This window comes from Oceanimonas sp. GK1 (assembly GCF_000243075.1).
In the GTDB taxonomy this organism is placed as follows: Bacteria; Pseudomonadota; Gammaproteobacteria; order Enterobacterales; family Aeromonadaceae; genus Oceanimonas.
Genome location: NC_016745.1, coordinates 3,147,894 through 3,171,372, shown reverse-complemented (window position 1 = coordinate 3,171,372; position 23,479 = coordinate 3,147,894). Strand labels below are relative to the sequence as shown.

Here is a 23,479-nt window from a genome sequence, read left to right as displayed (position 1 = left end):
TCTCGAATGGCATTCTGTTGGTGAGCATCATAAGTGAGCGCTGCCGCAGCCGGTTTGCGGAAGATCAACAACCTCAGTATAGGTACAGAAGTGGCCTTATATGGAACCTTTCTGGTTGGCCATTAAGGTTGCAAATGAATCTTTATTTATTTACATTGCGCCTTTCCCAAAATGAGAGGCTGGCTTTCACCGAGCCCGGGTTGTCCCTCGCCATCAATATTCAGAGATAGCATAAAGTGAAAAAAACCATGATCGCCGCCTTGGTGGCCGTAGCGGGCCTGTCCGGCTGCGTATCCAATGACACCAGCGGCCTGCTCGGCGCCGGCATGACCGCCTTTAAGGGCATCACCCTGTCCAAGGCCGAGCTGCAGGCTCAGGCCAGCCTGTCGGCGGAGCAGATGGATGCCCAGAGCAAGCTGTCACCGGCCAGCAGCCGTTACAGCAAGCGGCTGGCGAAACTGACCCGGGAGCTGACCAGCATCGACGGCACGCCGCTGAATTTTGCGGTGTACGAGTCCGACGAGATCAACGCCTTCGCCATGCCCGATGGCACGGTGCGGGTGTATTCCGGCCTGATGGATGTGATGGACGATGCCGAGCTGGTGGCGGTGATTGGGCACGAGATTGGCCACGTCAAGTTTGAGCACTCCCTGAACCAGTTCAAAACCGCCTACCTGACCGAGGCCGCCAAACAGGCCGCGGTGGCGGCCGGCGGCACCGTGGGCTCGCTGGCGTCGTCCCAGTATGGCGACATCGGCACCAAGTTCCTCAGCGCCCAGTTCTCCCAGCAGGATGAGCTGGAGTCCGATGCTTACGGCGTTGAGGTGTTGTGCCAGTTGGGCATGAACCCGTACGCTGCCGTGCGCGCCCAGCAGAAGCTGATGAAGCACGCCGGTAGTGGCGGCGGCCTGTTCTCCAGCCATCCGGCCACCGACACCCGCATCGAGAAGGCGCAGCAAGCGGCCGCCAACGCTTCCTGCCAGAGCTAACCGTATTCTTCCTTGTTGGTTTTTTGCCGGCTCTTGAGCCGGCATTTTTGTGCGCACAGCGCCGGCCGGCGCCGGTCATGACAGCCCGTAACGCTCGATTTTTTTCAGCAGACCCTGGCGTGACAAGCCCAGGGCCTGGGCGGCATGGGTGCGGTTGTTGCCGTGGCGGGCCAGGGCCTCGGTAATCAGGGAAATCTCCAGCGCCCGCACCTGAGCCTCCAGGGTATCGCCACCTGGTGAGGGCATGGCCGGGCTGCTGTCTCTGGCCTCGGGATAGAGCAGGGCGATGTCGTCCAGGGTGATCAGGCCGCCCTGGGCGATGGCGGCCACGCTGTCGAGGGTGCTTTTCAGCTCGCGCACATTGCCCGGCCAGCGCCGCTCTATAAACCACTGAAAGGCGGCGGCGTCCGGATGCAGCGGCGGCTGGCCGCTGCCTTGCGCCTGCAATTCCAGAAAGTGGCTGATGAGTAAAGGAATGTCTTCCGGACGCTGATCCAGCGGCTGGGTTTCAATGGTCACTCCCTTGATGCGGTAGAACAGATCCTCCCGGAATTCGCCGCTGGCCACCTTGTCGGGCAGGCTGGCGTTGGTGGCCGAGATCACCCGTACGTTAATGGTTTCCAACTCCCGTCCGCCCACCGGATAAAAGCTGCCCTCCTGCAATACCCTGAGCAGCTTGACCTGCATGGCCGCTGGCATGTCGCCGATTTCATCCAGAAACAGGGTGCCGCCGTCGGCCAGCTTGAGCAGTCCGTCCTTGTTGCGATCCGCCCCGGTAAAGGCGCCTTTGGTGTGGCCGAACAGCTCGCTTTCCAGCAGCTCGGCGGGAATGGCACCGCAATGCACCGAAATAAAGGGCCCCCTGGCCCTGGCGCTGAGATCGTGAATGGCGCGGGAAATCACTTCCTTGCCGGTGCCGGACGGGCCGGTCACCAGCACCCGGACGTCGGTGGGGGCAATGCGGCTGACCAGGGCGCGAATGGTGTTCATGGCGGGCGAGGCCCCGATCAGGGTGGTGATGGGGCTTTGCCGGCTGATGCGGGTTTTCAGGCTGTTGAGCTCGCGCACCAGCTGGTGCTTGGTAATGGCCCGGCGGATCACCACCGCCAGCAGATCCGGATCCATCGGCTTGGCCAGCAGATCCCAGGCACCCTGACGCAGGGCTTCCAGGGCCAGCTCCCGCTCGCCGTGGCCGGTGAGGATGATCACCGGCCGATCCGTGAATTCGGACAGGGCACTCAGGGTGTGATGGGGATCGAAGCGGGGCGGCAGCGACAGATCCAGCAGGATCAGATCCGCGTCTACCCGCGTCAGCAGGTCGCGCAATGCCTCGAGATCGGCGCCGGTGTGCACCTCGTAGCCTTCGGCCTGCAGCCACTGGGCGCTCAGGGTGCGAAAGGCGGGCTCGTCGTCGATGACGACGATGCGGGCCTGGGTCATGATGTGGACTCCTCGGGAAAATAAAGCTCAAAGGTCACCGGCCAGCCGGCGTCGTTGCGGTGGCGAACATGGCCGCCGTGGGCCTCCATAATGCGCTGGACAATGGCCAGTCCCAGGCCGCTGCCGCCCTGGCGCTGGGTCACGAACGGCCGGAACAGCCGGGCCTGCAGGTCGGCCTCGATGGCCGGACCGTTGTTGTGCAGCCACAGCACCCCGGGAGTGGCGGTGGCTTCCAGCTTCAGTTGACCGTCTGCCTGGTTGCGCACAAACGACAGGGCGTTGTCGACAAGATTAATGAGCACCTGTTGCAGCCGGTACGGATCCGCATACAGCCGGTAGTCTGGCGGCAGGGCGTAATCAAACTGCACCCCTTGCCAGTCGAACTGGGGGCGCAGGCTGTCCAGCAGGGGCGCCAGGGGCAGGGTGCGCGGCTGAATCTGCAACTGGCCGGAGTAGGCCAGCATGTCGACGATCAGCCGATCGGCCCGCTTGAGCTGCCCCTGGATCATGGCCTTGCGATCCGCGTCCAGCCCGGCGGTGGCCATGGAAATGATATTGAGCGGGTTGCGCAGCTCATGGGCCATGGCTGCCGACAGCCCGCCCAGCTCTACCAGGTGCTGCTCCGACACCCGCTTGCGCTCCGCCTCGGCCAGTTGCAGCGAACGCTCCAGCAGGCCGCAGCGGGTGGCCAGCAGAGAGCCGAACACCTCGGCGGTCAGCCGCATGCCGGGGGTGACATCGTCAAACCCCTTGAGCCGGAATTGCCAGCCGTTGGCCAGTTGCAGGCACCACAGCTCGAGCCCGGTACCGGGCTCGAAATAGGGCGGCCGGGTTAGCAGGCGCACCGTGACCGGCTGGCCCATCTGCCGGGCCAGCAACTGCTGGGCGGTCCCGGCCAGGGAATTCCAGCCGTCGGCATCCCGCAGTTGTGCCAGCCAGGTCTCGAGCAGTTGCTCATCGAGCCGGCTGCCCGGGTAGATCAGCCGCTCCACCAGCTTGCTGACCGGCTGGTACAGGGCCAGGGCCAGCATCAGCAGCAACAGCGAATACAGCCATAGCTGCCACTGGGGCACGGCGGCCAGGGCCTGCATCCCCAGGCGCCCGGCCATGGCGCTGAACAGCGCCATCAGCCCCAGCAGCAGGCCGGTCATTAAAATCCACAGCAGCGCCCGGTTGGCCCAGGCGTTAACCTCCAGCATCTGGTAGCGCACCACACCATACACCAGCAGCAGCACGTAGCTGGGCAGCAGCAGCATGGGCCAGGGATACCACAGCAGCCCCAGCGACGGAAAAATAAAGCTGGTGGCCAGCCACAGCCCCCAGGCACCGGCGGCAAACATGGCGGCGATGGAGCGGCGGCGGTTGCCTTGCTGGCGCACAAAGCCCCACAGCAGCAGGGCGTGGGCCAGCACGCCGATGAAAATGGTGTAGCCGATGTTGAACCAGCCGCTGCCGCGAAACACGAAATAGTGCTCAAAGGGGCCAAAGGCGATGATGTCGCCACCGCCTCGCCACAGGGTGACCAGACTGACCAGCACGGCGGCGCCATAGAGCAAACCGCGATAGCGGGCCAGCCGGCTCAACCAGGGGCGCTGGCTTGGCCCCTGGTTGACAAAGCCAATGGCAAAGTCGAGAAAAAAGGTGGGCATCAGCGGGTTGGCCAGGATCAGCGCCATGCCGAGATCGTGCCAGCCGTAAAACACCGCCACATGGCCGGCGCACCACAGCGCCATCATCACGCCAAAGCCCGCCAGCGCCTTCATGCTGCGCCGGTTGCGGGCGCGCCAGAACAGCCAGGCCGACACCAGCAGGGCGCAGCCGCTGGTGAGCATCATCATCAGTTCAAAGGCGAGTTCCAGGGGCATAACGCGGCGTGTCCGGATGTAAATGACGTTGACAGTTGGAGGCGAAAAAACTGTAAACCCTGTTGTCGGTGAACACAAGTTTTTGCGGTTTGATTGATCCAGAGCAAGGCGGTACGGGGTTTTCAAAAGGCTGGCACGCTTAATGCAGTTACCTGGTCACCAGACTAACGAGTGAGCAAAACAATAATGAACCTGATCACGCTGTTGATGGAATTTTCCGCAATCCTGGTTGTTCTTCTGATGGCGGGGCTGCCGGCACTGGTTCGCCGCCAGCTGGCCCGCTAAGGAGGACCCATGGAGCTTGATGCCGCCATTTTATCGCGAATACAGTTCGCCTTTACCGTCAGTTTTCACATTATCTTTCCGGCCATCACCATCGGCTTGGCCACCGCCATTGCCATCTGGGAAGGGCTCTGGCTGAAAACCCGCAATCCGGTGTATTTTCAGCTGGCCAAGTTCTGGATCAAGCCCTTTGCCATTACCTTTGGCATGGGGGTGGTGAGCGGCATCGTGCTGTCCTACGAGTTCGGCACCAACTTCTCCCGCTTCTCCGAAATCACCGGCGCCGTGCTCGGGCCGCTGATGGCCTACGAGGTGCTGACCGCCTTCTTTCTGGAGGCGGGCTTTCTGGGCGTCATGCTGTTCGGCTGGCAGCGGGTAGGGGAAAAACTGCACTTTTTCTCCACCTGTGTGGTGGCGGTCGGCACCTGGATTTCGGCGTTCTGGATTATCGTCGCCAACTCCTGGATGCAGACCCCGGCGGGGTATGAGCTGGTGGACGGTCGCTTCGAGGTGGCCAGCTGGATGGAGGTGATCTTCAACCCGTCCATGCCCTACCGGCTGGTGCACATGCTGCTGGCGGCCATGCTCAGCGCCACCTTTGTGATCGGGGGTATCAGCGCCTGGTATCTGTATAAAAAGCGCGAGATGGCCTTTGGTCGCAAGGGCCTGTCCATGGCGCTGTGGGCGGCGCTGCTGCTGGCCCCGCTGCAGGCCATTGTCGGCGACTTTCACGGCCTCAACGTGAAAGAGCACCAGCCCATCAAGGTGGCGGCGATGGAAGGGATCTGGCCCGAGCAGGAAAGTGGCGCGCCGCTGCTGCTGTTTGCGGTGCCCGACATGGAGGCCGAGACCAACCGTTTCGAGATTAAAATTCCCAAGCTGGCTTCACTGATCCTCACCCACGAGCTGGACGGCGAACTGCAGGGCCTGAAGTCGGTGCCCGCGGAAGACCGCCCCCATGTGCCGCTGGTGTTTTATTCCTTCCGCATCATGGTGGGGCTGGGGGTGCTGATGATCGGCGCCGCCCTGTGGGGACTGTGGCTGCGCAGAAAGCACGGTCAGTTTGAGAGCAAGCCCTTTCAGTGGCTGATGATGCTGATGATCCCCTCGGGGGTGGTGTCCACCCTGGCCGGCTGGTACGTGGCCGAGGTGGGCCGCCAGCCCTGGCTGGTGCATGGCCTGGTGCGCACCATGGAGGTGGTGTCGCCGTTGCCGGCGGAGCGGGTGTTGTTCTCGCTCACCCTGTTCGTGCTCACCTACAGCCTGCTGTTTTGCGTGTACCTCTACTTTATGGCCAAACTGGTGCGCAAGGGGCCGCCGGACATGGCCCGGCTGGAGCAGCACATGATCGGCATTCAGGCCCCCGGCTTCGCCCTGGCCTGGGTGAAAAAACTGCAACACGATGTGGTGGAGAACTGAGATGGATCTGGCGCTGTTTTATTATTTGCTGCTGGGCTTTGCGGTGCTGATGTACGTGGTGCTGGACGGCTTTGACCTCGGCCTCGGCATTCTGTATCCCTGGTTTCAAAGCGAAGGCGAGCGGGATCACATGATGCGCTCCATCTCCCATGTGTGGGACGGCAACGAAACCTGGCTGGTGTTTGGCGGCGTGGTGCTGTTTGCGGCCTTTCCCGCCGCCTACGCCGGCATTCTGTCCACCCTGTATACGCCCATCATCATTATGCTGATCGGGCTGATTTTCCGCGGCGTGGCCTTTGAATACCGCTTCAAGTCGCACCGCTCCAAGCCCTGGTGGGACAAGTCGTTCTGGCTTGGCTCCACCGTGGCCACCTTTTGTCAGGGCGCCATTCTCGGTGCCGTGGTGCAGGGGGTGGAGGCCGGTCCCGGTGAGCTGGGCGCCCTGGCCTGGCTCAGCCCGTTCAGCATCTTCACCGGGTTTTCGCTGATGGTGGCCTATGCCCTGCTGGCCTGTTGCTACCTGGTGCTGAAAAGCCGGGATCCCGTGCTGGCCCGGGCCGCCCAGCTTGGCCGCCGGCTGGTGGTGGCCATTATGGTCATTTTGCTGGTACTCAGCCTGTGGATGGTGCTGGCCAACGAGGAGGTGAGTGCCCGCTGGTTTGACGGCCTCAATTTGCTGTGGCTGTCGCCGCTGCCGCTGCTGAGTGCGGTGCTCGGTTTTCTGCTGTACCGGGATCTGGACGGCGAGCCGCACGAAACCCGGCCCTTCTGGCTGGCCTGCGGTCTGTTCCTGCTGGGCTTTGGCGGCCTGGTGGTGAGCCTGTTCCCTTACCTGATCCCCCACCAGCTGACCCTGTGGCAGGCCAGCGCGCCGGACTCCAGCCTGCTGTTCCTGCTGCCCGGCATTCTCATCTTTTTGCCGCTGATCTGCGCCTATACCCTGTGGGGCTACCGCATTTTCTCCGGCAAGGTGGAAGACTTTGAGGAAGGCTACTGATGGCGGGTAAAAAAGGCTGGCTGTGGTTTGCCGGCCTTTACCTGGCGGGGGTGGCGGTGCTCACTCTGGCCGGCCTGCTCATTCGGCTGCTGCTCACGGGCATCTGACCTTCCCCTTGATCACAAAGCGACCCTGACGGGTCGTTTTTGTTTTCCGGGAGCGTTAAGATGCCGTTGAGAAAGATAATAATACGCAGCACCGGCGCCTGCCGGTGCGGCCAACAGGGAATGTTGATCATGAAAAGCCCCGCCCCCCTGCCTGCCAACGAGCCGGCCCGACTGGCCAGCCTGCGTCGGCTGCATCTGCTCGACACCCCGGTCGATCCGGAATTCGATCAACTGGTCGAGCTGGCCTGTTTGTTACTGAAGATGCCCATGGGGCTGATTTCGCTGGTGGACGAAGACCGCCAGTGGAGCCGTGGTCGCTGGGGCCTGGCGGTGCAGCAGAGCCCGCGGGACACCGCCTTCTGCAACTGGGTGGTGGCCGACGGTACGCCGCTGGTGGTGGCCGATGCCAGCCAGGATCCGCGTTTTGCCGAGCATCCCCTGGTCACCGGCGAGCCGGGCCTGCGTTTTTACGCCGGTGTGCCCCTTTGCCTGGAGCCCGGTCTGGTGGTGGGCGTGCTGGCGGTGCTGGACAGCCAGCCCCGTACCCTGAATGAGGAGGCGCTACGCCAGTTGGAGCTGCTGGCCGGCCAGGCCCGGGCGCTGCTGCGACTGCGCAGAAAGCGGCACATGCTGAATGAGCAGGCACTCCTGAGCGACAGCCGGCTGGCCCGCTACCAGGCCATTACCCAGGGGGCGGCGGCGGGCATAGTGCGTATCGATGGCCGGGGGCTTATTCAGGAAATCAATGACTATGCCCTCAACCTGCTCGGTTACCGGCGCGACGAGGTGCTGGGGCACAATGTCAGCCGGCTGATGCCGGCCCGGTGGGCGCCCCATCACGATCACTATATTCGCAACTATCTCGAGGGCGGCGAGGCCAGGGTTATCGGCAAGGGCCGCAGGGTGGCGGCGCTGCACCGGAACGGACACTCGGTGCCGGTGCATCTGGCGGTGGGCCAGGTGCACCAGAGCGGGCCCCATGAGCATGCCGAGTTTATCGGTATTCTCACGGATCTGAGCGAGATGCACAGCGCCGAGCAGCGCGAGCGCCGGGCAGCGGAAATGGTGGCGCGCCAGCAGCAGTTGCTGAGCGTGCTGCACAAGGGGCTGACCGACTACCACGCGCTGATGTCCGGCAACCGGCTGTGGGCCTTTTTGCAGGACGCCCTGCGTACGCTGACCGGCAGTGATTATTCGCTGATCGGCGAAGTGCTGCCCGCGGAAAACGGGCCGGCGCTGAAGGTGCATGCCATTACCGACTTGTCCTGGAGCGAGGCGTCCCGCCAGCTGATGCAGCGATGGCAGGCGGGGGAGATGCTGCTCACCAATCCGGACAGCATGCTGGGCCGCGTGTTCGCCGGGGGGGAAACCGTGCTCAGTAACGACCTGGCCGAAGATCCCCGCCGGGGCGGCTTTCCCCCCGGCCACCCGCCGCTGCACAACTTTCTGGGGGTGCCCATTCTCGATGACGGCGAAGTGATTGGCATGTTTGCCATCGCCAACGGCCGCGACGACTACAGTCAGGAGCTGGTGGCCTGGCTGGAGCCCTTTACCTCCACCTGTGCCCTGCTGATCAATCTTTATCGCCAGCTCAACGAGCGGGATGCCTTTACCGAGCAGTTGCGCCAGACCCGGGACGAAGCCGAGCGGGCCAGCCGGGCGAAGACCGAATTTTTGTCCTCCATGAGCCACGAGCTGCGCACGCCACTCAACGCCATCATGGGCTTTGCCCAGTTGCTGCTGAACAACCAGCGCACGCCTCTGGACGAGCGTCAGCACCGGCAGGTGGAGCAAATCTATAAAAGCGGCAATCACCTGCTCACGCTGATCAACGAGGTACTGGATCTGGCACGCATCGAGGCCGGCCGCATCGACATGTCGTTTGAGGCCATTGAGGTGGCCGATGTGGTGCGCGAGGCCTGCGATATTCTCTCGCCCATGGCCCAGCAACAACATATTCGGCTGCAGCCCCAGATGGGCCGGTGCGGGGCCGTGACCGCCGATTACACCCGGCTCAAGCAGGTGCTGCTCAACCTGCTGTCCAATGCCATCAAATACAATCGTCCGCAGGGCCAGGTGCACATCGGCTGTCGCTGCGAGGGGGAGCGGTTGCGCATTTCGGTACGGGACACGGGCCCGGGCATTGCCGCCGACAAGCTCAGTCAGCTGTTCCAGCCCTTTAACCGCCTGGGCGCCGAAAACGGCGCCATCGAGGGCACCGGCGTGGGCCTGGCCCTGACCAAGCGCATCGTCGAGCAGATGCAGGGGGAGATTGGCGTCGAGACGGTACCGGGGGAAGGCTGCGAGTTCTGGTTTTGCCTGCCGCTGGCCACACCGGCACCCGCGGCCCTGACGGAGGCATTGCCGTCCCGGGCGCCGGCCGAGGGGGCCGGCAGGACGGTGCTGTATGTGGAAGACAACCCGGCCAATCAGCGGCTGCTGAGCGAGCTGTTCGAGCCACTCGACGGCGTTGAGCTCACCTGCGTGCCCTCGGCGGAGCTGGCCTTTGAAATGGCCTGTGCCAGCCCGCCGAGTCTTATTCTGATGGACATTAACCTACCTGGCATGAGCGGGCTGGAAGCCGCCCTGCTGCTGGGCCGGCATCCGCGCACCCGGCAGGTGCCGGTGGTGGCGCTTTCGGCCAGGGCCATGCCGGAAGAGCTGAACCAGGCCCGCCAGGCGGGCTTTCGGGATTACCTGACCAAGCCGGTGGATCTTCCCCGGCTGCTGGCGTTGCTGGAAACCCTGACCGGGGAGACGTCCTGATGACCACGCCCGTCCACACCGATGCCCGTATTCTGGTGCTTGATGACAATCCGGTGAATGTGGAGCTGTTGCTGTGCTTGCTGGAGGACGAAGGCTACCGCCATGTGTACGCGGAAACCGATCCGCGCCGGCTGGCCCGGCACCTGCACGAGCAGCCGGTGGATCTGTTGCTGCTTGATATTCGCATGCCATATCTGGACGGCTACCAGGTGCTGGCATGGCTGCGGGAGGAGTGGGGCGAGCGGGCCCCGCCGGTGATTGTGCTCAGTGCCCAGACCGACGCCGAGACCCGGCTGCGGGCCCTGGGCCTGGGGGCCCGGGACTTTCTCAACAAGCCCTTTGATCAGCCGGAGGTATTGCAGCGCATTCGCAATACCCTGGAGGCCCACTTTCTGTTGCGGGATCGCAGCGACCGGGCCGCCTGGCTGGAAGACGAGGTGCGCCAGCGTACCAGTGAACTGCAGTTGCAGGCGATCAGTGATCCGGTCACCGGCCGGCTGAACCGGCGCGGTTTGCTGGAGCAGCTGCAGGACAGTCCGCAGGGCAGCGTGGTGCTGTATTTTATTGCCCTCGACGGCCTGGAAGACATTGCCCGGCTGCACGGCCTGCGGGTGGCCGAAACCCTGAGCCGGACCCTGAGTGCGCGCCTGCAGTCGCTGCTGCAGGAGCAGGAGTGTGTGGTGGGCGCCTGGAGCAGCAGCGAGTGGCTGGTGCTGGACAGGAACCTGCCCAACGAGTCTGATATTGCCCGCCAGGCCGAGCGGCTGCTGGCCGGCCTGGCGCAGGGAATTGAGGTGGAGCAACTGCTGTTGCAGCTGGATTGCCGTATTGGCGTCAGTCACAGCGGCATGATGCACGACAACCATGAGCACCTGGTGCGTCAGGCGGCCATTGCGCTGCCGCCCAAGGCCGGGGAGTGGCGCTGCTTTGAGCCGGTGCTGGAGCAGCGGCTGCTGACTCTGAGCCACTACCGCCAGGCATTGCGCACCGCCGCCGAGCAGCGGCAGCTTTTTCTGGTGTATCAGCCCAAGGTGGCGCTGCAAGGAGAGCGGGTGGTGAGTGCCGAGGCCCTGCTGCGCTGGGTCAGCCCCGAGTTTGGTTTTGTGCCGCCGGCGGACTTTATTCCCATCGCCGAGAGCAGCGGCGATATTCTGCGCCTGGGCGGCTGGGTGATCGACACCGCCATTGGCCAGCTGGAGCAGTGGCTGGAACGGGAGCAGGTGTCGCCCGGTTTTCGAGTGGCGGTCAACGTGGCGGCGTTGCAGCTGATGCAACCGGGCTTTGCCGACGGCCTGATCCGCCGTCTGGCCCACAGCCGGCTGCCGCCGGGGGCCATTGAGATTGAGGTCACCGAGTCGGGGCTGATGCAAAACATGGAGCTGGCGCTGGTGCAGCTTAACCAGCTGGCGGCGGCGGGCATCGGTATTGCCATCGACGATTTCGGCACCGGCTATTCGTCGCTGGCTTACCTGAAAACCATGCCGGTGTCGGTGCTCAAGATAGACAGGGCCTTTGTGGATCAAATGGACACCGATGAGCAGGACAGGGGGCTGGCTCAGGCGGTGATTCAGATGGCCCGCATTCTGGGCTGCGAGACGGTGGCCGAAGGGGTGGAGCGGCCCGAGCAGGTGGCCTTGTTGCGTGCCATGGGCTGCACCCAGGTGCAGGGCTACTGGTATTCGCCGCCGCTCAAGCCCGAGGTGTTTATTGAGTATTGCCAGAGCCGGAACGGCTAAGGGTGATTGGAGCGCAGGTCATGTCAGCCGGCGAGTTGCTGGCAAAAAGATGCCGGCGCAAGGCCGGCATGACGGTACAAAGGGATTGGTTTACACCATCCAGAACCCGGCGGCGAGCAGGGCGGCCAGGGTGATGGCGCCGCCGATCAGTGCGTAGGGCAGCTGGGTCAGGGCGTGATCCATGGTGTCGCAGCCGGCCCCCTGGGCGGACAGTACGGTGGAGTCGCTGAAAAAACAGGCGTGACTGCCAAAAGCCGAGGCCGACAGCAGGGCGCCCACCACCAGCGGCATGGGCACGTCCATGGCCTGGCCCAGGGGCACCACGATGGGCAGGGAGATCACGAACACCCCCCAGCTCGACGCCGTGCTGAAGACCACGGCGGCCATCACCAGAAACACCACGGCGGGCAACAGCGCCGGGGTGAGAAGCGGGGTCACGGTGTCGATGATGTAGCGGGTCATGCCCAGCTGATCGTTCACTTCCTTCAAAATAAAGCCGGCACAGACGGTGGCCAGCGGATACAGCATCACCTTGAAACCGTCCAGGGTGGCGTCCACCTGCTGCTGGAACGACAGCAGCCGCTGCACCGAATACAGCACCATGGTCACGCCCAGGGCTACCAGCACGCCTTTCAGCAGGTCAATGTCGTAATACACGCTGGCCAGCACCAGCACCACCATGGGCAGCAGGAAGTTGGTCAGACCCAGCCAGCCGGGCACGCTGCGTTCGGGGGCGGGTGTTGCCTCGTCCTGCCAGCCCGTGGGCACCGGCTGGCCGCCTTGAGCCCGGGCCTCGGCCGCTTTCATGGCGCCCAGATCCGGCAACTTGCGGGTCGCCACCAGCGCCACCACCAGCAGCGCGGCCCAGCCGTACAGCATCCAGGGGATGCTGGCCACATAGAGCGACATGCCCTGGCCGCCCTCGGCGGCGCCCGAGTCTTCCAGCAGGGACGCGAAAAACACCGCCCAGGTGGACACCGGCACCAGAATGCAGATGGGCGCGGCGGTGGAGTCGACGATGTAGGCCAGTTTCTCCCGGGAGATGCCAAAGCGGTCGGTGATGCTTTTCATTGAGGACGACACCGCCAGGGAGTTGAGGTAGTCGTCGATAAACACCACCAGCCCCAGGCCCACGGTACCCATCATGGCGCTTCGGGGCGAGGTGATAAGCCGGGTCATGACGGCACCAAAGCTGTGCACGCCGCCGCCCCGGGCCAGCAGGTTAATCAGCCCGCCCATCATGCCGCACACCAGGATCAGCCAGGCGATGGTTTCGTCCATCATCACCGCCAGGGTCACGTCCGCCAATGGGCTGACCAGATCGGCGGGGTTGAGCAGCAGCAGGCCCAGCAGGCTGCCCGCCAGCAGGGACTCCACGGTTTTGCGGGTCAGCACCGCCATGGTGATCACCAGCGCCGCCGGCAACAGGCTCAGCGCGCCATAGTCGCTGCCTTGCTCATGGGTGAAGCCGAGCCAGGCAAAGGCCAGGGCGGCCACCACGGCCACCGCCAGGCCACGCCAGAGCGGTGGCCATTTGACACTGGGGTTGAGGGCCAGGGTGTTGGGTTGTTCCATCGTCATCTTCCTTTGATCGAGAGGGGGGCGCCGGCCGGCGCTCTGTTACCTGTGTGGTGAAATCAGGCGTTTTTCAGCATCCATTCCAGTTCGATGTCGGTAATGCGCTGTTCAAATTCGAGCAACTCATCCTGCTTGCAGATGCGGTACACCTCGATGAAGTCTTCACCCAGGTAGCGCTTGAGCGGGGTGTCGCCTTCCAGCCGGGCCAGGGCGTCGCTCTGGCGGGTGGGCAGGGGCAGCCCTTCCTGCTCCAGGCCGTTGCCCACCACCGGCTCCGGCAGCGGCAGCGGGTTATCGAGGCCGTGCAGCAGGCCGGCGAGCAGGGTGGCCACCACCAGGTAAGGGTTGGCATCGGCGCCGGGTACCCGGTATTCGATGCGGCGGGCCTCGTCGTCGCCACAGGGAATGCGCAGCGCCACGGTGCGGTTGTTGTGGCCCCAGGACGCCTGCACCGGCACGTACATGCCCGGCTGAAAGCGACGGAAGGCGTTGATGTTGGGGGCCAGCAGCGCCATGCTGTCGGGCATCAGATCCAGCATGCCGGCGAGGGAGCGCTTCAGCAGCGGCGAGTCTTCCCCTTGCTCGTCGGCGAACAGGTTTTCGCCTTGCTCGTCGGTAATGCTAATGTGCACGTGCAGACCGCTGCCGGGGTGATCCTGGTAGGGCTTGGCCATAAAGGTGGCATCCATCTCGTACTGCTCGGCCACCAGCTTGATCAGCCGCTTCAGGGCCAGGGCCTGGTCGCAGGCCGCCAGCACGTCGCTGCCATGGTGCATGTTGATTTCAAACTGGCCCGGCGCGGCCTCGGCCACTGCACCGTCGGCGGGCAGCCCCTGCAACACCGCAAGGTTGTCGATGTCGGCCAGGATCTCGGCGAAGTTGTTGAGGTTGTCCACCGAATACACCTGGCTGTAGGTGTCCCGCTTTTGTGTCAGCGGCGAGCAGGGCGGCTGCAGCCGGCCCTGCTCGTCCCTATCCCGGTCCACCAGATAAAACTCCAGCTCCAGGGCGATCACCGGGGTCAGCCCCCGGGCTTTCACCTGCTGCCATACCCGCGCCAGCACGTTGCGGGGCTCCAGAGCAAAGGGCTGCTCATCTTCATCCACCATGGTCAGCAGCAGCTGGGCCACGGTGTCCGGATCCGCCGCTGAAGGCACCAGGGTACCGGCAATGGGGTAACAGGGCAGATCCGGCTCGCCGATATCCTGGCCGATGCCGGTTTCTTCCACCACGTTGCCGCGAAAGTCCATGGCAAACACCGAGGCGGGAAAAAAGCAGCCGCTTTCCAGTTTGTCGAGGGCGCTGACCGGCAGCCGCTTGCCGCGAAAGATGCCGTTGAGATCGGTCAGCAATACGTCTACATATTGGGTTTGGGGGTAGCGGGCAAGGTAGGCGGCGGCCTCCTGCTCAAAGGGCGTCGGGGCCGGCTCGCTGGCCGAAGGAAGGGGCATTACCGTTGGGTTCGCTTGCATGATCTCACCGTCATGTGGCTGTTAAATATAATTTACGTTGATACGTTAGGTGTGTTTATTTTGTTTTGCAAGTGTTAAAAATTATTGAGCTTTCAAAACGTGAATGCTAGGGTTTTGAGTATATTTTTTACAGTGAAGCGCGATACAGCGCGAAGTGTTCAAAATTTAAAGCGGATGAGCGAACATGACGATGGTTCATATATTTAACAAACCCTGGGTGGGCGTGATCCTCTGCCAGCAGCAGCTGGGGCCGCATCCCGGACTGACCGTACAACAGAAATACCTGGATGCGATCGTGGCCGCCGGGGCGGTGCCGGTGCCCCTGGTGCACCAGCTGGGCGAGGACGAACAGAGTCTGGCGGCCATGCTGGCGCGGCTCGACGGCATTTTGCTCACCGGCAGCTACAGCAACATGGAGCCGCACCATTATGGCGAAACCGGCGAAGAGGCGCACACCGATGCGGGCCGGGACCGGCTCAGCCTGCAATTGATCGCCGCCGCTCGGGCCTCGACGCTGCCGCTGCTGGGTATCTGCCGCGGCTTTCAGGAAATGGTGGTGGCCAGCGGCGGCCGGCTGCACCGGCGGCTGCACGAAACCGGCCTGTTTGCCGAGCACCGGGAAAACAAGGAGCTCCCCCTGGAGCAGCAGTATGCCCCGGCCCACGACATTACGCCGGTGGCGGGGGGATTGCTGGCGCAACTGGCGGGTGCCGGCGTGCAGCGGGTCAATTCCCTGCACATGCAGGGGGCCAGGGAGGTGGGGCCGGGCGTGCGGGTGGAGGCCACCGCCCCCGACGGCCTGGTGGAAGCCATCAGCCTGCCGAATCACCCCTTTGCCCTGGGCGTGCAGTGGCATCCGGAATGGCACAGCCGCGATAACCCGCTGTCCCGGGCCCTGTTCGACGGCTTTGTGGCCGCCTGCCGGGCGCACGGCCGAACCCGGAGCGGCGCGTGAGCCCGGCCCAGGAGCTGGCCCCGGGCAGCCGGCTGGCGGACATTCGCCGGCGGCTGGGGCTCAGTCAGCGGCGGGTGGCTGAACTCTCGGGGCTGACCCACGGCGCCATCTGCACCATAGAGCAGGACAAGGTCAGCCCGGCGGTGAGCAGCCTGCAAAAGCTGCTCAAGGTCTACAACATGTCGTTGTCGGAATTTTTTGCCGAGCCCCAGGCGCCTGCGCGCAACAAGGTGGTGATCGAGCCCGAGGAGCTGGTGGAAATCGGCAGCCGAGGGGTGTCGTTCCGGCTGGTGCACAACGGCAACCGCCGGCGGGCGCTGGGCTTTCTGCTTGAATGCTATGCCCCGGGCACCAGCACCGGCGGCCACCTCAAACACCAGGGCGAGGAAGTGGGCACCGTGCTGGAAGGGGAAATCGAGCTGACGGTGGACGGCGAGCACTACCGGTTGAGCGCCGGGCAGAGCTATGTGATCGATACCGGTCTGCCCCACACCTTTACCAATTCATCGGACCGGGAATGCCGCATCATCAGCGCCCATACCCCGGCCAACCTGTGATCAAGGCGGAGACACATGATGCAATTCAGGAACAAGGCCCACTGGCAGGCCGAAGCGGAAAAACTGCAACCCGAAAGCCGGCTGTTTATTGAAGGACAATACCGTGAGGCGGTGGCCGGAGAGCGCTTCGCCGTGAGCAACCCTGCCACCAACGCCACCCTGGCCGAAGTGAGCCGGGCGCAGGAAGCCGATGTGCACCTGGCGGTGCTCGCCGCCCGGGCCAGTTTCGAATCGGGCCTGTGGTCGCAGCGCGCGCCCGCCGAGCGCAAGGCGGTGTTGCTGAAACTGGCGGCGCTGATGGAGCAGCATGCCGAGGAGCTGGCGCTGCTGGAAACCCTGGACACCGGCAAACCCATTCGCCACAGCCTGCGGGACGACATTCCCGGTGCCGTGCGCTGCCTGCGATGGTACGCCGAGGCGGTGGACAAAATTTACGGTGAAATCGCCCCCACCGGCCCCGACGCCCTGGCCCTGGTGAGCCGCGAGCCCATTGGCGTGGTGGCGGCCATCGTGCCCTGGAACTTTCCGCTGTTGCTGGCCTGCTGGAAGCTGGGCCCGGCGCTGGCCGCCGGCAACTCGGTGATTTTAAAGCCCTCGGAAAAATCCCCGCTGTCCGCCATTCGTCTCGCCGCCCTGGCAAAGGAGGCGGGCCTGCCCGACGGCGTGCTCAACGTGCTGCCCGGCTTCGGCCACGAGGCGGGCAAGGCGCTGGCCCTGCACGAGGACGTGGACTGCCTCACCTTCACCGGCTCCACCGGGGTGGGACGGCTGCTGATGGAATACGCCGGCCGCTCCAACATGAAGCGGGTCTGGCTGGAGGCCGGCGGCAAGAGCGCCAACATCGTGTTTGCCGACTGCCCGGATCTGGCCAAGGCGGCCCGGGCGTCCGCCGCCGGCATTTTCTATAACCAGGGCCAGGTGTGCATTGCCGGCACCCGGCTGCTGGTGGAAGCCAGCATCAAGGACGCCTTTCTGGCCGAGCTGAAAAAGGCCGCCGAGCATTTCAAACCGATGGATCCGCTGGATCCGGCCTCCACCATGGGGACGCTGATCGACCGTGATCACCACGGCAGCGTGTGCCGCTACATTGCCGAGGGCCTGGAGCAGGGCGCCGTGCTGGGGCTGGACGGCCGGGAGCAGGCCGGCAACTTTATGGGACCCACGGTGCTGGAGCAGGTCAATCCGCACATGACGGTGGCCCGGGAAGAGATCTTCGGCCCGGTGCTGGCGGTGACCACCTTTGACCAAGAAGACGAGGCGGTGCAGCTCGCCAACGACAGCCAGTATGGCCTGGGCGCCGGGCTGTGGACCTCGGATCTGCGCCGGGCCCACCGGCTGGCGCGCCGGCTCAAGGCGGGCTCGGTGTTTATCAACAACTACAACGACGGCGACATGACGGTGCCCTTTGGTGGCGTCAAGCAAAGCGGCAACGGCCGGGACAAGTCATTGCACGCCTTTGACAAGTTCACCGAGCTCAAGACCACCTGGCTGGCACTGGATTAAGGGAGTATGCATATCATGGAACACGTCAACAGCTATTACGCGGCCACCGCCAACGCCCATGCGTCCTGGCCGCAACTGACCGAAAACATTCACTGCGATGTGTGCGTGGTGGGGGGCGGTTACACCGGCCTGTCCACCGCGCTGTTCCTGACCGAAGCGGGCTTTGACGTGGTGCTGCTGGAAGCCGGCCGCATCGGCTTTGGCGCCAGTGGCCGCAACGGCGGCCAGCTGGTCAACTCCTACAGCCGGGACATCGATGTGATCGAGTCCCGTTACGGGGCCGACACCGCCCGCATGCTGGGCAGCATGATGTTTGAAGGCGGCGACATCATTCGCGAACGCATTCAGCAGTACGACATTCAGTGCGACTTCAAGCCCGGCGGCATTTTTGCTGCGCTGAACAGTCGCCAGCTGCACGAGCTGGAAAGCCAGAAGGGCAACTGGGAGCGCTACGGTCACGACGGCCTGGAGCTGCTGGATGCCGACCGAGTGGCCCGGGAGATCGACACCGATCGTTATGTGGGCGCCCTGCTGGATCACCGTGGCGGCCACATACACCCGCTCAACCTGGCCCTGGGCGAGGCCGAGGCCATTCGCCAACTGGGCGGGCGCATCTTTGAGCAGTCGGCGGTCACCGACATTCGGTATGGCGAACCGGCCCTGGCGAAAACCGAAAAGGGCAGTGTCAGCGCCAAATTTATGGTGCTGGCGGGCAATGCCTACCTGGGCAACCTGGAGCCCAAACTGTCGGCCAAGGCCATGCCCTGCGGCACTCAGATTGTGACCACCGAGCCCCTCAGCGACGAGCAGGCGCAAAGCCTGATTGCCAACCAGTATTGCGTGGAAGACTGCAACTACCTGCTGGATTACTACCGCATTACCGGCGACAACCGGCTGCTGTACGGCGGTGGCGTGGTGTACGGCGCCCGGGATCCGGACGACATCGACCGCCTGGTGCTGCCCAAACTGCTGAAGACCTTTCCTCAACTGGAAGGAGTAAAGATTGACTACCGCTGGACCGGCAATTTTCTGCTGACCCTGTCGCGCCTGCCCCAGTTCGGCCGGCTCGAGCCCAATGTGTACTACATGCAGGGCTACAGCGGCCACGGCGTGACCTGCACCCATCTGGCGGGACGGCTGTTGTCGGAAGTGCTGAAAGGCCAGGCCGAGCGCTTTGACGCCTTTGCTCGCCTGCCACACCTGCCGTTTTTCGGCGGCCGCCGTTTCCAGGTGCCCTTCAGCGCCATGGGGGCGGTCTACTACAGCCTGCGCGACAAGCTTGGGGTTTAAGCCGAATGTGAGGGGTGAAGAGGTAGGAGAGATGGAGACTCACTCATTCCTTACTCCTCACCCCTTACTCCTCACGTTTTACGTCTTACGTTTTTCCTCACTCGTCCAGCAGCCGGTCCGTCCGGGCCGCCATAATGAAGTCGTTGCGGTGCAGGCCACCGATGGCGTGGGTCCACCAGGTGACGGTGACCTTGCCCCATTCCAGCAAAATGGCCGGGTGGTGAAACTCGCTTTCGGCAAGCGTTGCGACCTTGTCGGCAAAGGCCCAGGCCAGCTTGAAGTTTTTGAATGTGAACTCCCGCTCCAGCTGCAGCACGCCGTCCCGGGCCTGGGGGGTCCAGTCGGGAATTTGCTTCATCAGCTCGGCCAGCTCGGTATCGCTGACTTTGGGCGCGTCGGCCCGGCAGGCCTCGCACTGTTGTTGGGCCAGGTGGGTCATGAATGCTCCTTAAACGGCGGTGGGTTTGGGTGGAAACGTGGGGGCAAACAGCCCCAGGGCCTGCGCCTTGTGCACCTCGGCCATGATGTCCATGTCGGCAATGGCAAAGAGTTGGTCCAGGCTGTCCAGTACATAATAGATGGGCTGCATGATATCGATACGATAGGGCGTGCGCAGCACGTCCAGCAGGTTAAAGGCGCGGAATTCGGGCTGGTCCGACTCAAAGGCGTAGCGGGTTTCGCCCGGCGACGACAGTATGCCGCCACCGTAGATGCGCCGGCCTTCCGGTGTATTGAGCAGGCCGAACTCCACGGTAAACCAGTACAGCCGGGCCAGAAAGCCGCGCTCTTTGGGGCTGGCATCTCGGCCTAGCCGGCCATAGGTATGGGTAAAGCGGGCAAAGGCCGGGTGGGTGAGCATGGCGCAGTGGCCGAACAGCTCGTGAAAAATGTCCGGCTCCTGCAAATAATCGAGATCCTCCCGCCGGCGAATAAAGGTGGCCACGGGAAACTGCCGGCCGGCCAGCAGCTCAAAAAAGTGGTCAAAGGAGATCAGTGCCGGCACCCGGGCCACGCGCCAGCCGGTGGCGGGCTCCAGCACCCGGTTGATCTCGTCGAGCTGGGGAATACGGTCATGAGGCAGGTTTAACTGCTTTAGCCCCGTCAGGTATTCGTGACAGGCGCGGCCCTGCACGCAGCCGAGCTGGCGGGTGATAAGCGTGTGCCAGACGGCGTTGTCTTCCTGTGAGTAGTGAATGATGCCATCGGGCCCCGGAGTACGGGCCACGTAGGGGGAGGCGGTCATTGCAGGTGCCCTTCGTCAGCGTTATTCATTGCCTCTTAATTTAGAGAGCGGAACGAAGGCTGAGAAGGGCTGAGTGGCAGTGTGGTTTTACGCCTGTGTCAGCTCTGGTTTACGGCGGACAACTGCACCCCAAACACGCGGGACAGATAGGCCAGGTAGCCGGCGTCCTCGCACATGGTCTTGCCCGGGCTGTCGGACAGCTTGGCCACCGCCTGGCCGTTGCAGCGGGTCATCTTGATCACCATGTTGAGCGGAGCCGGCTCGGTGACATCGTTGGTCAGGTGGGTGCCGATGCCAAAGGCCATGGCGCAGTCGTTTTTGAAACGCTCATGAATTTCCAGCGCCCGGCGCATGGTCAGACTGTCACTGTACACCAGGGTTTTGCTGTGCGGGTCTATCTTCATGCGGCGGTAGTGGGCCAGGGCCTTTTCGGTCCAGCGTATGGGATCGCCCGAGTCGTGGCGCAGGCCGTCAAACAGCTTGGCGAAGTAGAGATCAAAGTCGTGCAGAAAGGCGTCCATGCCCACCACGTCGGTGAGGGCGATGCCAAGGCGGCCGCGGTATTCCCGCACCCAGGCATCGAGCGCCGCCTTCTGACTGTCAATCAGCCGTGGTCCCAGGGCCTGAAAGGCCTGCAAAAACTCATGGGCCATGGTCCCCACCGGGCTCAGCCCCAGGCGGCGGGCCAGATCCAGATTGCTGGTGCCGGTGAACTGCACCGGCAGGGCCTGGGCCAGGCGGGTCACCACCTCCTCATGCCAATGGCGGGAGAAGCGGCGCCGGGTGCCAAAGTCGGTGAAGTGAAAGCTGGCGGGCGCGTCGGCCGCCAGGGCGATTTTTTGCTGCAGCTTTTCACGGGCCCGGTGCCAGTCGGGGCTTGAGTAGTGATGGCGGCAGTACACCTCGCTGATGATCGCCAGCAGCGGCACCTCGAACAGAATGGTGTGCAGCCAGGGGCCACGAAGGGTGAGCTCCAGCCGGCCGTCAATGCAGTCCAGCTGCACGAAGCGGCGATCGAGCCGGAACAGCCGCAGAAAGTGAATGAAGTCGGGCTTGAGGTAGTCGAGCCCGGCCAGGTAGCCGAGCTCGTCGTCGGTGAGCTGCAGGGTACAGAGGTGGTCGAGCTCCCGGCTGATATCGGCCATGCAGGCGGAAAAGTCCACGTCCGGGGTGCGGCAGCGAAAGCGGTATTCCACCTCCGCGGCCGGGTACTGGTGCAGCACCGTTTGCATCATGGTGTATTTGTACAGATCGGTGTCGAGCAGGGTGGTGATCACGGGCTCAGTCATCGGCCTGCTCCAGCTCGCCGGCATCATGCACGAAGTGGGCACCCAGCTGGATCATCTCGGCAATGGCATGGCGGCTGCTGTCGTCGGCCACGCCCCGGGTGGCGGCGCGGTTGACGATGACGTTAAATCCGGCGGCCAGCAGCTGCTTGACCGTGTGAAACACGCAGTAGTCGGTGGCCAGCCCCCCTACCAGCACGGTGTCGATGTGGTTGCCGCGCAGGTACTCAATGACCCCGGTACTCAGGCGCTCGCTCAAGTCGTGATAGCAGGCGCCGTAGGGGTGCATGTCGAGCTCGACCCCCTTCCACACGAAAAAGTCGTAGTCGGCGGGGTGGGGCAGGCCGTCGAGCAGTTCAAAGCCTTTGGTGCCGGGCACTGCATGCAGGGGCCAGCGAATATCGACGTTGTCGCCCGATATTTTGTTGAAGGCGGGCTTGTCGTCGCTGGCGACCCAGTGGGCCGACGGTGAATGGGCATCCTTGGATCCCAGGCGAACACCGGCAAAGGCGGCCTGGCGGTTGAGTTCGGCGGCAAGGGTATCGCCACCGGCCACCGGCAGTTCATCGGGGCAGACGGGAGTAAAGGTATACTGGGCATCCACGTCGAGACTGGCTACCCTGTGTTTGGCGGGCAGTTTCATACGCCACCTCCTTGAGTCAATGTGGGCACTGCGTAGCACGGTGTTTAAAATTGTTTTGATTGAGTCTAGGGTTAATTTGGTTCAGTATCGCCCCCTATCGGGGTGTCTTCCCCTCATTAAGCCAAAGGTGACCATAATGAGCCAGCTCCACCAGCCAGAATACCAGCGTTTTATCGAACAAGTGAAAGCCGACAACCTGATGTGGGGGCTTCGCTTCGGAGACGAGTGGGTGGTGTGTGATTCCACCGAGTTTGAGGATACCGAAGTGATGCCGCTGTGGTCCACCAGGGCCGAGGCCCAGGCCCAGTGCGTGGACGAGTGGTCCGAGTACGAGCCTTTTGAGATTACTCTGGCCGAATTCCTGGAAATCTGGGTGGAAGACCTGTCGGAAGACGGCGTGCGCATTGGTCCCAACTGGAACGAAGAGCTTGACGGCGTCGAGCTGGACGTACTGGAAATGGTGAAGGAATTCGCCTGATTTTTATGTTTTTGAATTTCTTGCAGGCGAACGGATCTGTTTCTGACGGAAGGGCATAAGGAACTGCTTCACGACCGATCAAATGCCATGGATGGCATTTGCCGAGCGACACAGGGATGTGCTTGAAGCGTGTCGTGAAGTAGTCCTTTTGTCCGATGTCAGTGGCACCTCAGCCCAGAAACGGTGCTCTTTGGAGTGCCGTTTTTTTGTGCCCTGCGCTTACCGCGGCTAGAGTGTGAAAGGCAATATTCACAAGGCAAAGGAGAAGTGCGATGAGCAAATTGCTGGTGTTGTACCATTCCATGTACGGCCATATCGAAACCATGGCCGAGGCGGTGGCAAAGGGCGCGGGGGAAGTCGCCGGGGTTGAGGTCACCATCAAGCGGGTGCCGGAAACCATGCCGGAGGAGGCGTTCAAACAGGCCGGCGGCAAGGTGGATCAAAAAGCGGAAGTGGCCAGCCCCGGGGAGCTTGGCGATTACGACGCCATTATTTTCGGCACGCCCACCCGCTTTGGCAACATGAGCGGCCAGATGCGCAACTTCTTTGATCAGACCGGCGGCCTCTGGGTCAAGGGCGGCCTGGTGGGCAAGCTGGCCAGCGTGTTCAGCTCCACCGGTACCGGGGGGGGCCAGGAAACCACCATTACCAGCACCTGGAACACCCTGGCTCACCACGGCATGATCATCGTGCCCATCGGTTACGCTACCCCTGAGGTGGCCGACATCTCCCAGGTGGGCGGCGGCACACCCTATGGGGCGACGACCATTGCCGGCGGCGACGGTTCACGTCAGCCCGATGAGCGGGAGCTGGCCATCGCCCGCTATCAGGGCAAAACCGTGGCTGAGCTTTCGAAGAAGCTGTTTGGCTGAG

19 protein-coding genes are annotated in these 23,479 nt (G+C 63.3%); 11 read left to right on the top strand and 8 right to left on the bottom strand.

Annotated elements, in window-relative coordinates; genetic code table 11:
- Positions 1 to 248: 248 nt before the first annotated feature.
- On the top strand, positions 249 to 989 hold the full coding sequence (locus GU3_RS14970; protein WP_014293373.1) for a M48 family metallopeptidase: 741 nt from the start codon (positions 249 to 251) through the stop codon (positions 987 to 989).
- Between the two features lie 75 nt (positions 990 to 1,064).
- On the opposite strand, the gene GU3_RS14965 is transcribed toward GU3_RS14970, so the two are convergent.
- Both GU3_RS14965 and GU3_RS14960 read right to left on the bottom strand, forming a co-directional pair.
- Positions 1,065 to 2,429, bottom strand: coding sequence for a sigma-54 dependent transcriptional regulator (locus GU3_RS14965; RefSeq protein ID WP_014293372.1), 1,365 nt, complete (start codon positions 2,427 to 2,429; stop codon positions 1,065 to 1,067).
- Positions 2,426 to 4,294, bottom strand: a complete 1,869-nt coding sequence (locus GU3_RS14960) for a sensor histidine kinase (protein WP_014293371.1) — start codon at positions 4,292 to 4,294, stop codon at positions 2,426 to 2,428. The genes GU3_RS14965 and GU3_RS14960 overlap by 4 nt, the downstream gene beginning before the upstream one ends.
- Positions 4,295 to 4,588: 294 nt before the next feature.
- On the opposite strand from GU3_RS14960, the gene GU3_RS14955 reads away from it, so the two are divergent.
- From GU3_RS14955 to GU3_RS14940, 4 genes are all read left to right on the top strand, one after another.
- Complete coding sequence (locus GU3_RS14955) at positions 4,589 to 5,995, top strand: cytochrome ubiquinol oxidase subunit I (RefSeq protein ID WP_014293370.1); 1,407 nt, start codon at positions 4,589 to 4,591, stop codon at positions 5,993 to 5,995.
- A 1-nt stretch (position 5,996) separates the two neighbouring features.
- Positions 5,997 to 6,992: a cytochrome d ubiquinol oxidase subunit II gene (locus GU3_RS14950; RefSeq protein ID WP_014293369.1), complete on the top strand. Its 996-nt coding sequence runs from the start codon at positions 5,997 to 5,999 to the stop codon at positions 6,990 to 6,992.
- Between the two features lie 236 nt (positions 6,993 to 7,228).
- Positions 7,229 to 9,865, top strand: a complete 2,637-nt coding sequence (locus GU3_RS14945) for a GAF domain-containing protein (protein WP_014293368.1) — start codon at positions 7,229 to 7,231, stop codon at positions 9,863 to 9,865.
- On the top strand, positions 9,865 to 11,601 hold the full coding sequence (locus GU3_RS14940) for an EAL domain-containing protein (RefSeq protein ID WP_014293367.1): 1,737 nt from the start codon (positions 9,865 to 9,867) through the stop codon (positions 11,599 to 11,601). The genes GU3_RS14945 and GU3_RS14940 overlap by 1 nt, the downstream gene beginning before the upstream one ends.
- Before the next feature lie 90 nt (positions 11,602 to 11,691).
- Here the strand turns inward: GU3_RS14940 and GU3_RS14935 are convergent, their stop codons facing one another.
- Positions 11,692 to 13,176, bottom strand: coding sequence for a Na+/H+ antiporter NhaC family protein (locus tag GU3_RS14935; protein WP_014293366.1), 1,485 nt, complete (start codon positions 13,174 to 13,176; stop codon positions 11,692 to 11,694).
- A gap of 62 nt (positions 13,177 to 13,238) precedes the next feature.
- The gene (locus GU3_RS14930; RefSeq protein WP_041543299.1) at positions 13,239 to 14,651 is read right to left on the bottom strand and encodes a glutamine synthetase family protein; all 1,413 of its coding nucleotides are present in this window, start codon (positions 14,649 to 14,651) and stop codon (positions 13,239 to 13,241) included.
- 184 nt (positions 14,652 to 14,835) lie between these two features.
- On the opposite strand from GU3_RS14930, the gene puuD reads away from it, so the two are divergent.
- The 4 genes from puuD to GU3_RS14910 are packed head-to-tail and all read left to right on the top strand — an operon-like array spanning position 14,836 to position 18,956.
- Positions 14,836 to 15,606, top strand: coding sequence for a gamma-glutamyl-gamma-aminobutyrate hydrolase (gene puuD, locus GU3_RS14925; protein ID WP_202798264.1), 771 nt, complete (start codon positions 14,836 to 14,838; stop codon positions 15,604 to 15,606).
- Positions 15,603 to 16,163 (top strand): HTH-type transcriptional regulator PuuR, encoded by a 561-nt coding sequence (puuR, locus tag GU3_RS14920; RefSeq protein ID WP_014293363.1) that lies wholly within the window; start codon positions 15,603 to 15,605, stop codon positions 16,161 to 16,163. The genes puuD and puuR overlap by 4 nt, the downstream gene beginning before the upstream one ends.
- 18 nt (positions 16,164 to 16,181) lie before the next feature.
- On the top strand, positions 16,182 to 17,666 hold the full coding sequence (gene puuC, locus GU3_RS14915; RefSeq protein WP_014293362.1) for an aldehyde dehydrogenase PuuC: 1,485 nt from the start codon (positions 16,182 to 16,184) through the stop codon (positions 17,664 to 17,666).
- A 12-nt stretch (positions 17,667 to 17,678) separates the two neighbouring features.
- A complete protein-coding gene (locus GU3_RS14910) occupies positions 17,679 to 18,956 on the top strand; it encodes an FAD-binding oxidoreductase (protein ID WP_041543859.1) in 1,278 nt (425 codons plus the stop codon).
- Between the two features lie 97 nt (positions 18,957 to 19,053).
- Here GU3_RS14910 and GU3_RS14905 read toward each other — a convergent pair whose 3' ends face one another.
- The 4 genes from GU3_RS14905 to GU3_RS14890 form a co-directional block, all read right to left on the bottom strand.
- Entirely contained in the window at positions 19,054 to 19,395 is a 342-nt protein-coding gene (locus tag GU3_RS14905; protein ID WP_014293360.1) for a 4a-hydroxytetrahydrobiopterin dehydratase, read from the bottom strand.
- A gap of 9 nt (positions 19,396 to 19,404) precedes the next feature.
- A complete protein-coding gene (phhA, locus tag GU3_RS14900; protein WP_014293359.1) occupies positions 19,405 to 20,199 on the bottom strand; it encodes a phenylalanine 4-monooxygenase in 795 nt (264 codons plus the stop codon).
- Positions 20,200 to 20,297: 98 nt separating this feature from the next.
- Positions 20,298 to 21,488 (bottom strand): nicotinate phosphoribosyltransferase, encoded by a 1,191-nt coding sequence (gene pncB / locus GU3_RS14895; protein WP_014293358.1) that lies wholly within the window; start codon positions 21,486 to 21,488, stop codon positions 20,298 to 20,300.
- Entirely contained in the window at positions 21,481 to 22,128 is a 648-nt protein-coding gene (locus GU3_RS14890; protein ID WP_014293357.1) for an isochorismatase family protein, read from the bottom strand. Before GU3_RS14890 ends, pncB begins: the two co-directional genes overlap by 8 nt.
- Before the next feature lie 136 nt (positions 22,129 to 22,264).
- Here GU3_RS14890 and GU3_RS14885 point away from each other — a divergent pair, with 136 nt between their 5' ends.
- Both GU3_RS14885 and wrbA read left to right on the top strand, forming a co-directional pair.
- A complete protein-coding gene (locus GU3_RS14885; protein ID WP_014293356.1) occupies positions 22,265 to 22,606 on the top strand; it encodes a DUF2750 domain-containing protein in 342 nt (113 codons plus the stop codon).
- 272 nt (positions 22,607 to 22,878) lie between these two features.
- Entirely contained in the window at positions 22,879 to 23,478 is a 600-nt protein-coding gene (gene wrbA, locus GU3_RS14880) for an NAD(P)H:quinone oxidoreductase (RefSeq protein WP_014293355.1), read from the top strand.
- Position 23,479 lies beyond the last annotated feature (1 nt).

Coding starts and splice junctions, on each gene's coding strand:
- GU3_RS14930 (WP_041543299.1), bottom strand. CDS start 14,651: ATGCAAGCGAACCCAACGGTAATGCCCCTTCCTTCGGCCAGCGAGCCG.
- GU3_RS14885 (WP_014293356.1), top strand. CDS start 22,265: ATGAGCCAGCTCCACCAGCCAGAATACCAGCGTTTTATCGAACAAGTG.
- GU3_RS14890 (WP_014293357.1), bottom strand. CDS start 22,128: ATGAAACTGCCCGCCAAACACAGGGTAGCCAGTCTCGACGTGGATGCC.
- GU3_RS14960 (WP_014293371.1), bottom strand. CDS start 4,294: ATGCCCCTGGAACTCGCCTTTGAACTGATGATGATGCTCACCAGCGGC.
- GU3_RS14940 (WP_014293367.1), top strand. CDS start 9,865: ATGACCACGCCCGTCCACACCGATGCCCGTATTCTGGTGCTTGATGAC.
- GU3_RS14955 (WP_014293370.1), top strand. CDS start 4,589: ATGGAGCTTGATGCCGCCATTTTATCGCGAATACAGTTCGCCTTTACC.
- GU3_RS14945 (WP_014293368.1), top strand. CDS start 7,229: ATGAAAAGCCCCGCCCCCCTGCCTGCCAACGAGCCGGCCCGACTGGCC.
- GU3_RS14935 (WP_014293366.1), bottom strand. CDS start 13,176: ATGGAACAACCCAACACCCTGGCCCTCAACCCCAGTGTCAAATGGCCA.
- GU3_RS14950 (WP_014293369.1), top strand. CDS start 5,997: ATGGATCTGGCGCTGTTTTATTATTTGCTGCTGGGCTTTGCGGTGCTG.
- GU3_RS14905 (WP_014293360.1), bottom strand. CDS start 19,395: ATGACCCACCTGGCCCAACAACAGTGCGAGGCCTGCCGGGCCGACGCG.
- phhA (WP_014293359.1), bottom strand. CDS start 20,199: ATGACCGCCTCCCCCTACGTGGCCCGTACTCCGGGGCCCGATGGCATC.
- puuC (WP_014293362.1), top strand. CDS start 16,182: ATGCAATTCAGGAACAAGGCCCACTGGCAGGCCGAAGCGGAAAAACTG.
- pncB (WP_014293358.1), bottom strand. CDS start 21,488: ATGACTGAGCCCGTGATCACCACCCTGCTCGACACCGATCTGTACAAA.
- wrbA (WP_014293355.1), top strand. CDS start 22,879: ATGAGCAAATTGCTGGTGTTGTACCATTCCATGTACGGCCATATCGAA.
- GU3_RS14970 (WP_014293373.1), top strand. CDS start 249: ATGATCGCCGCCTTGGTGGCCGTAGCGGGCCTGTCCGGCTGCGTATCC.
- puuD (WP_202798264.1), top strand. CDS start 14,836: ATGACGATGGTTCATATATTTAACAAACCCTGGGTGGGCGTGATCCTC.
- GU3_RS14965 (WP_014293372.1), bottom strand. CDS start 2,429: ATGACCCAGGCCCGCATCGTCGTCATCGACGACGAGCCCGCCTTTCGC.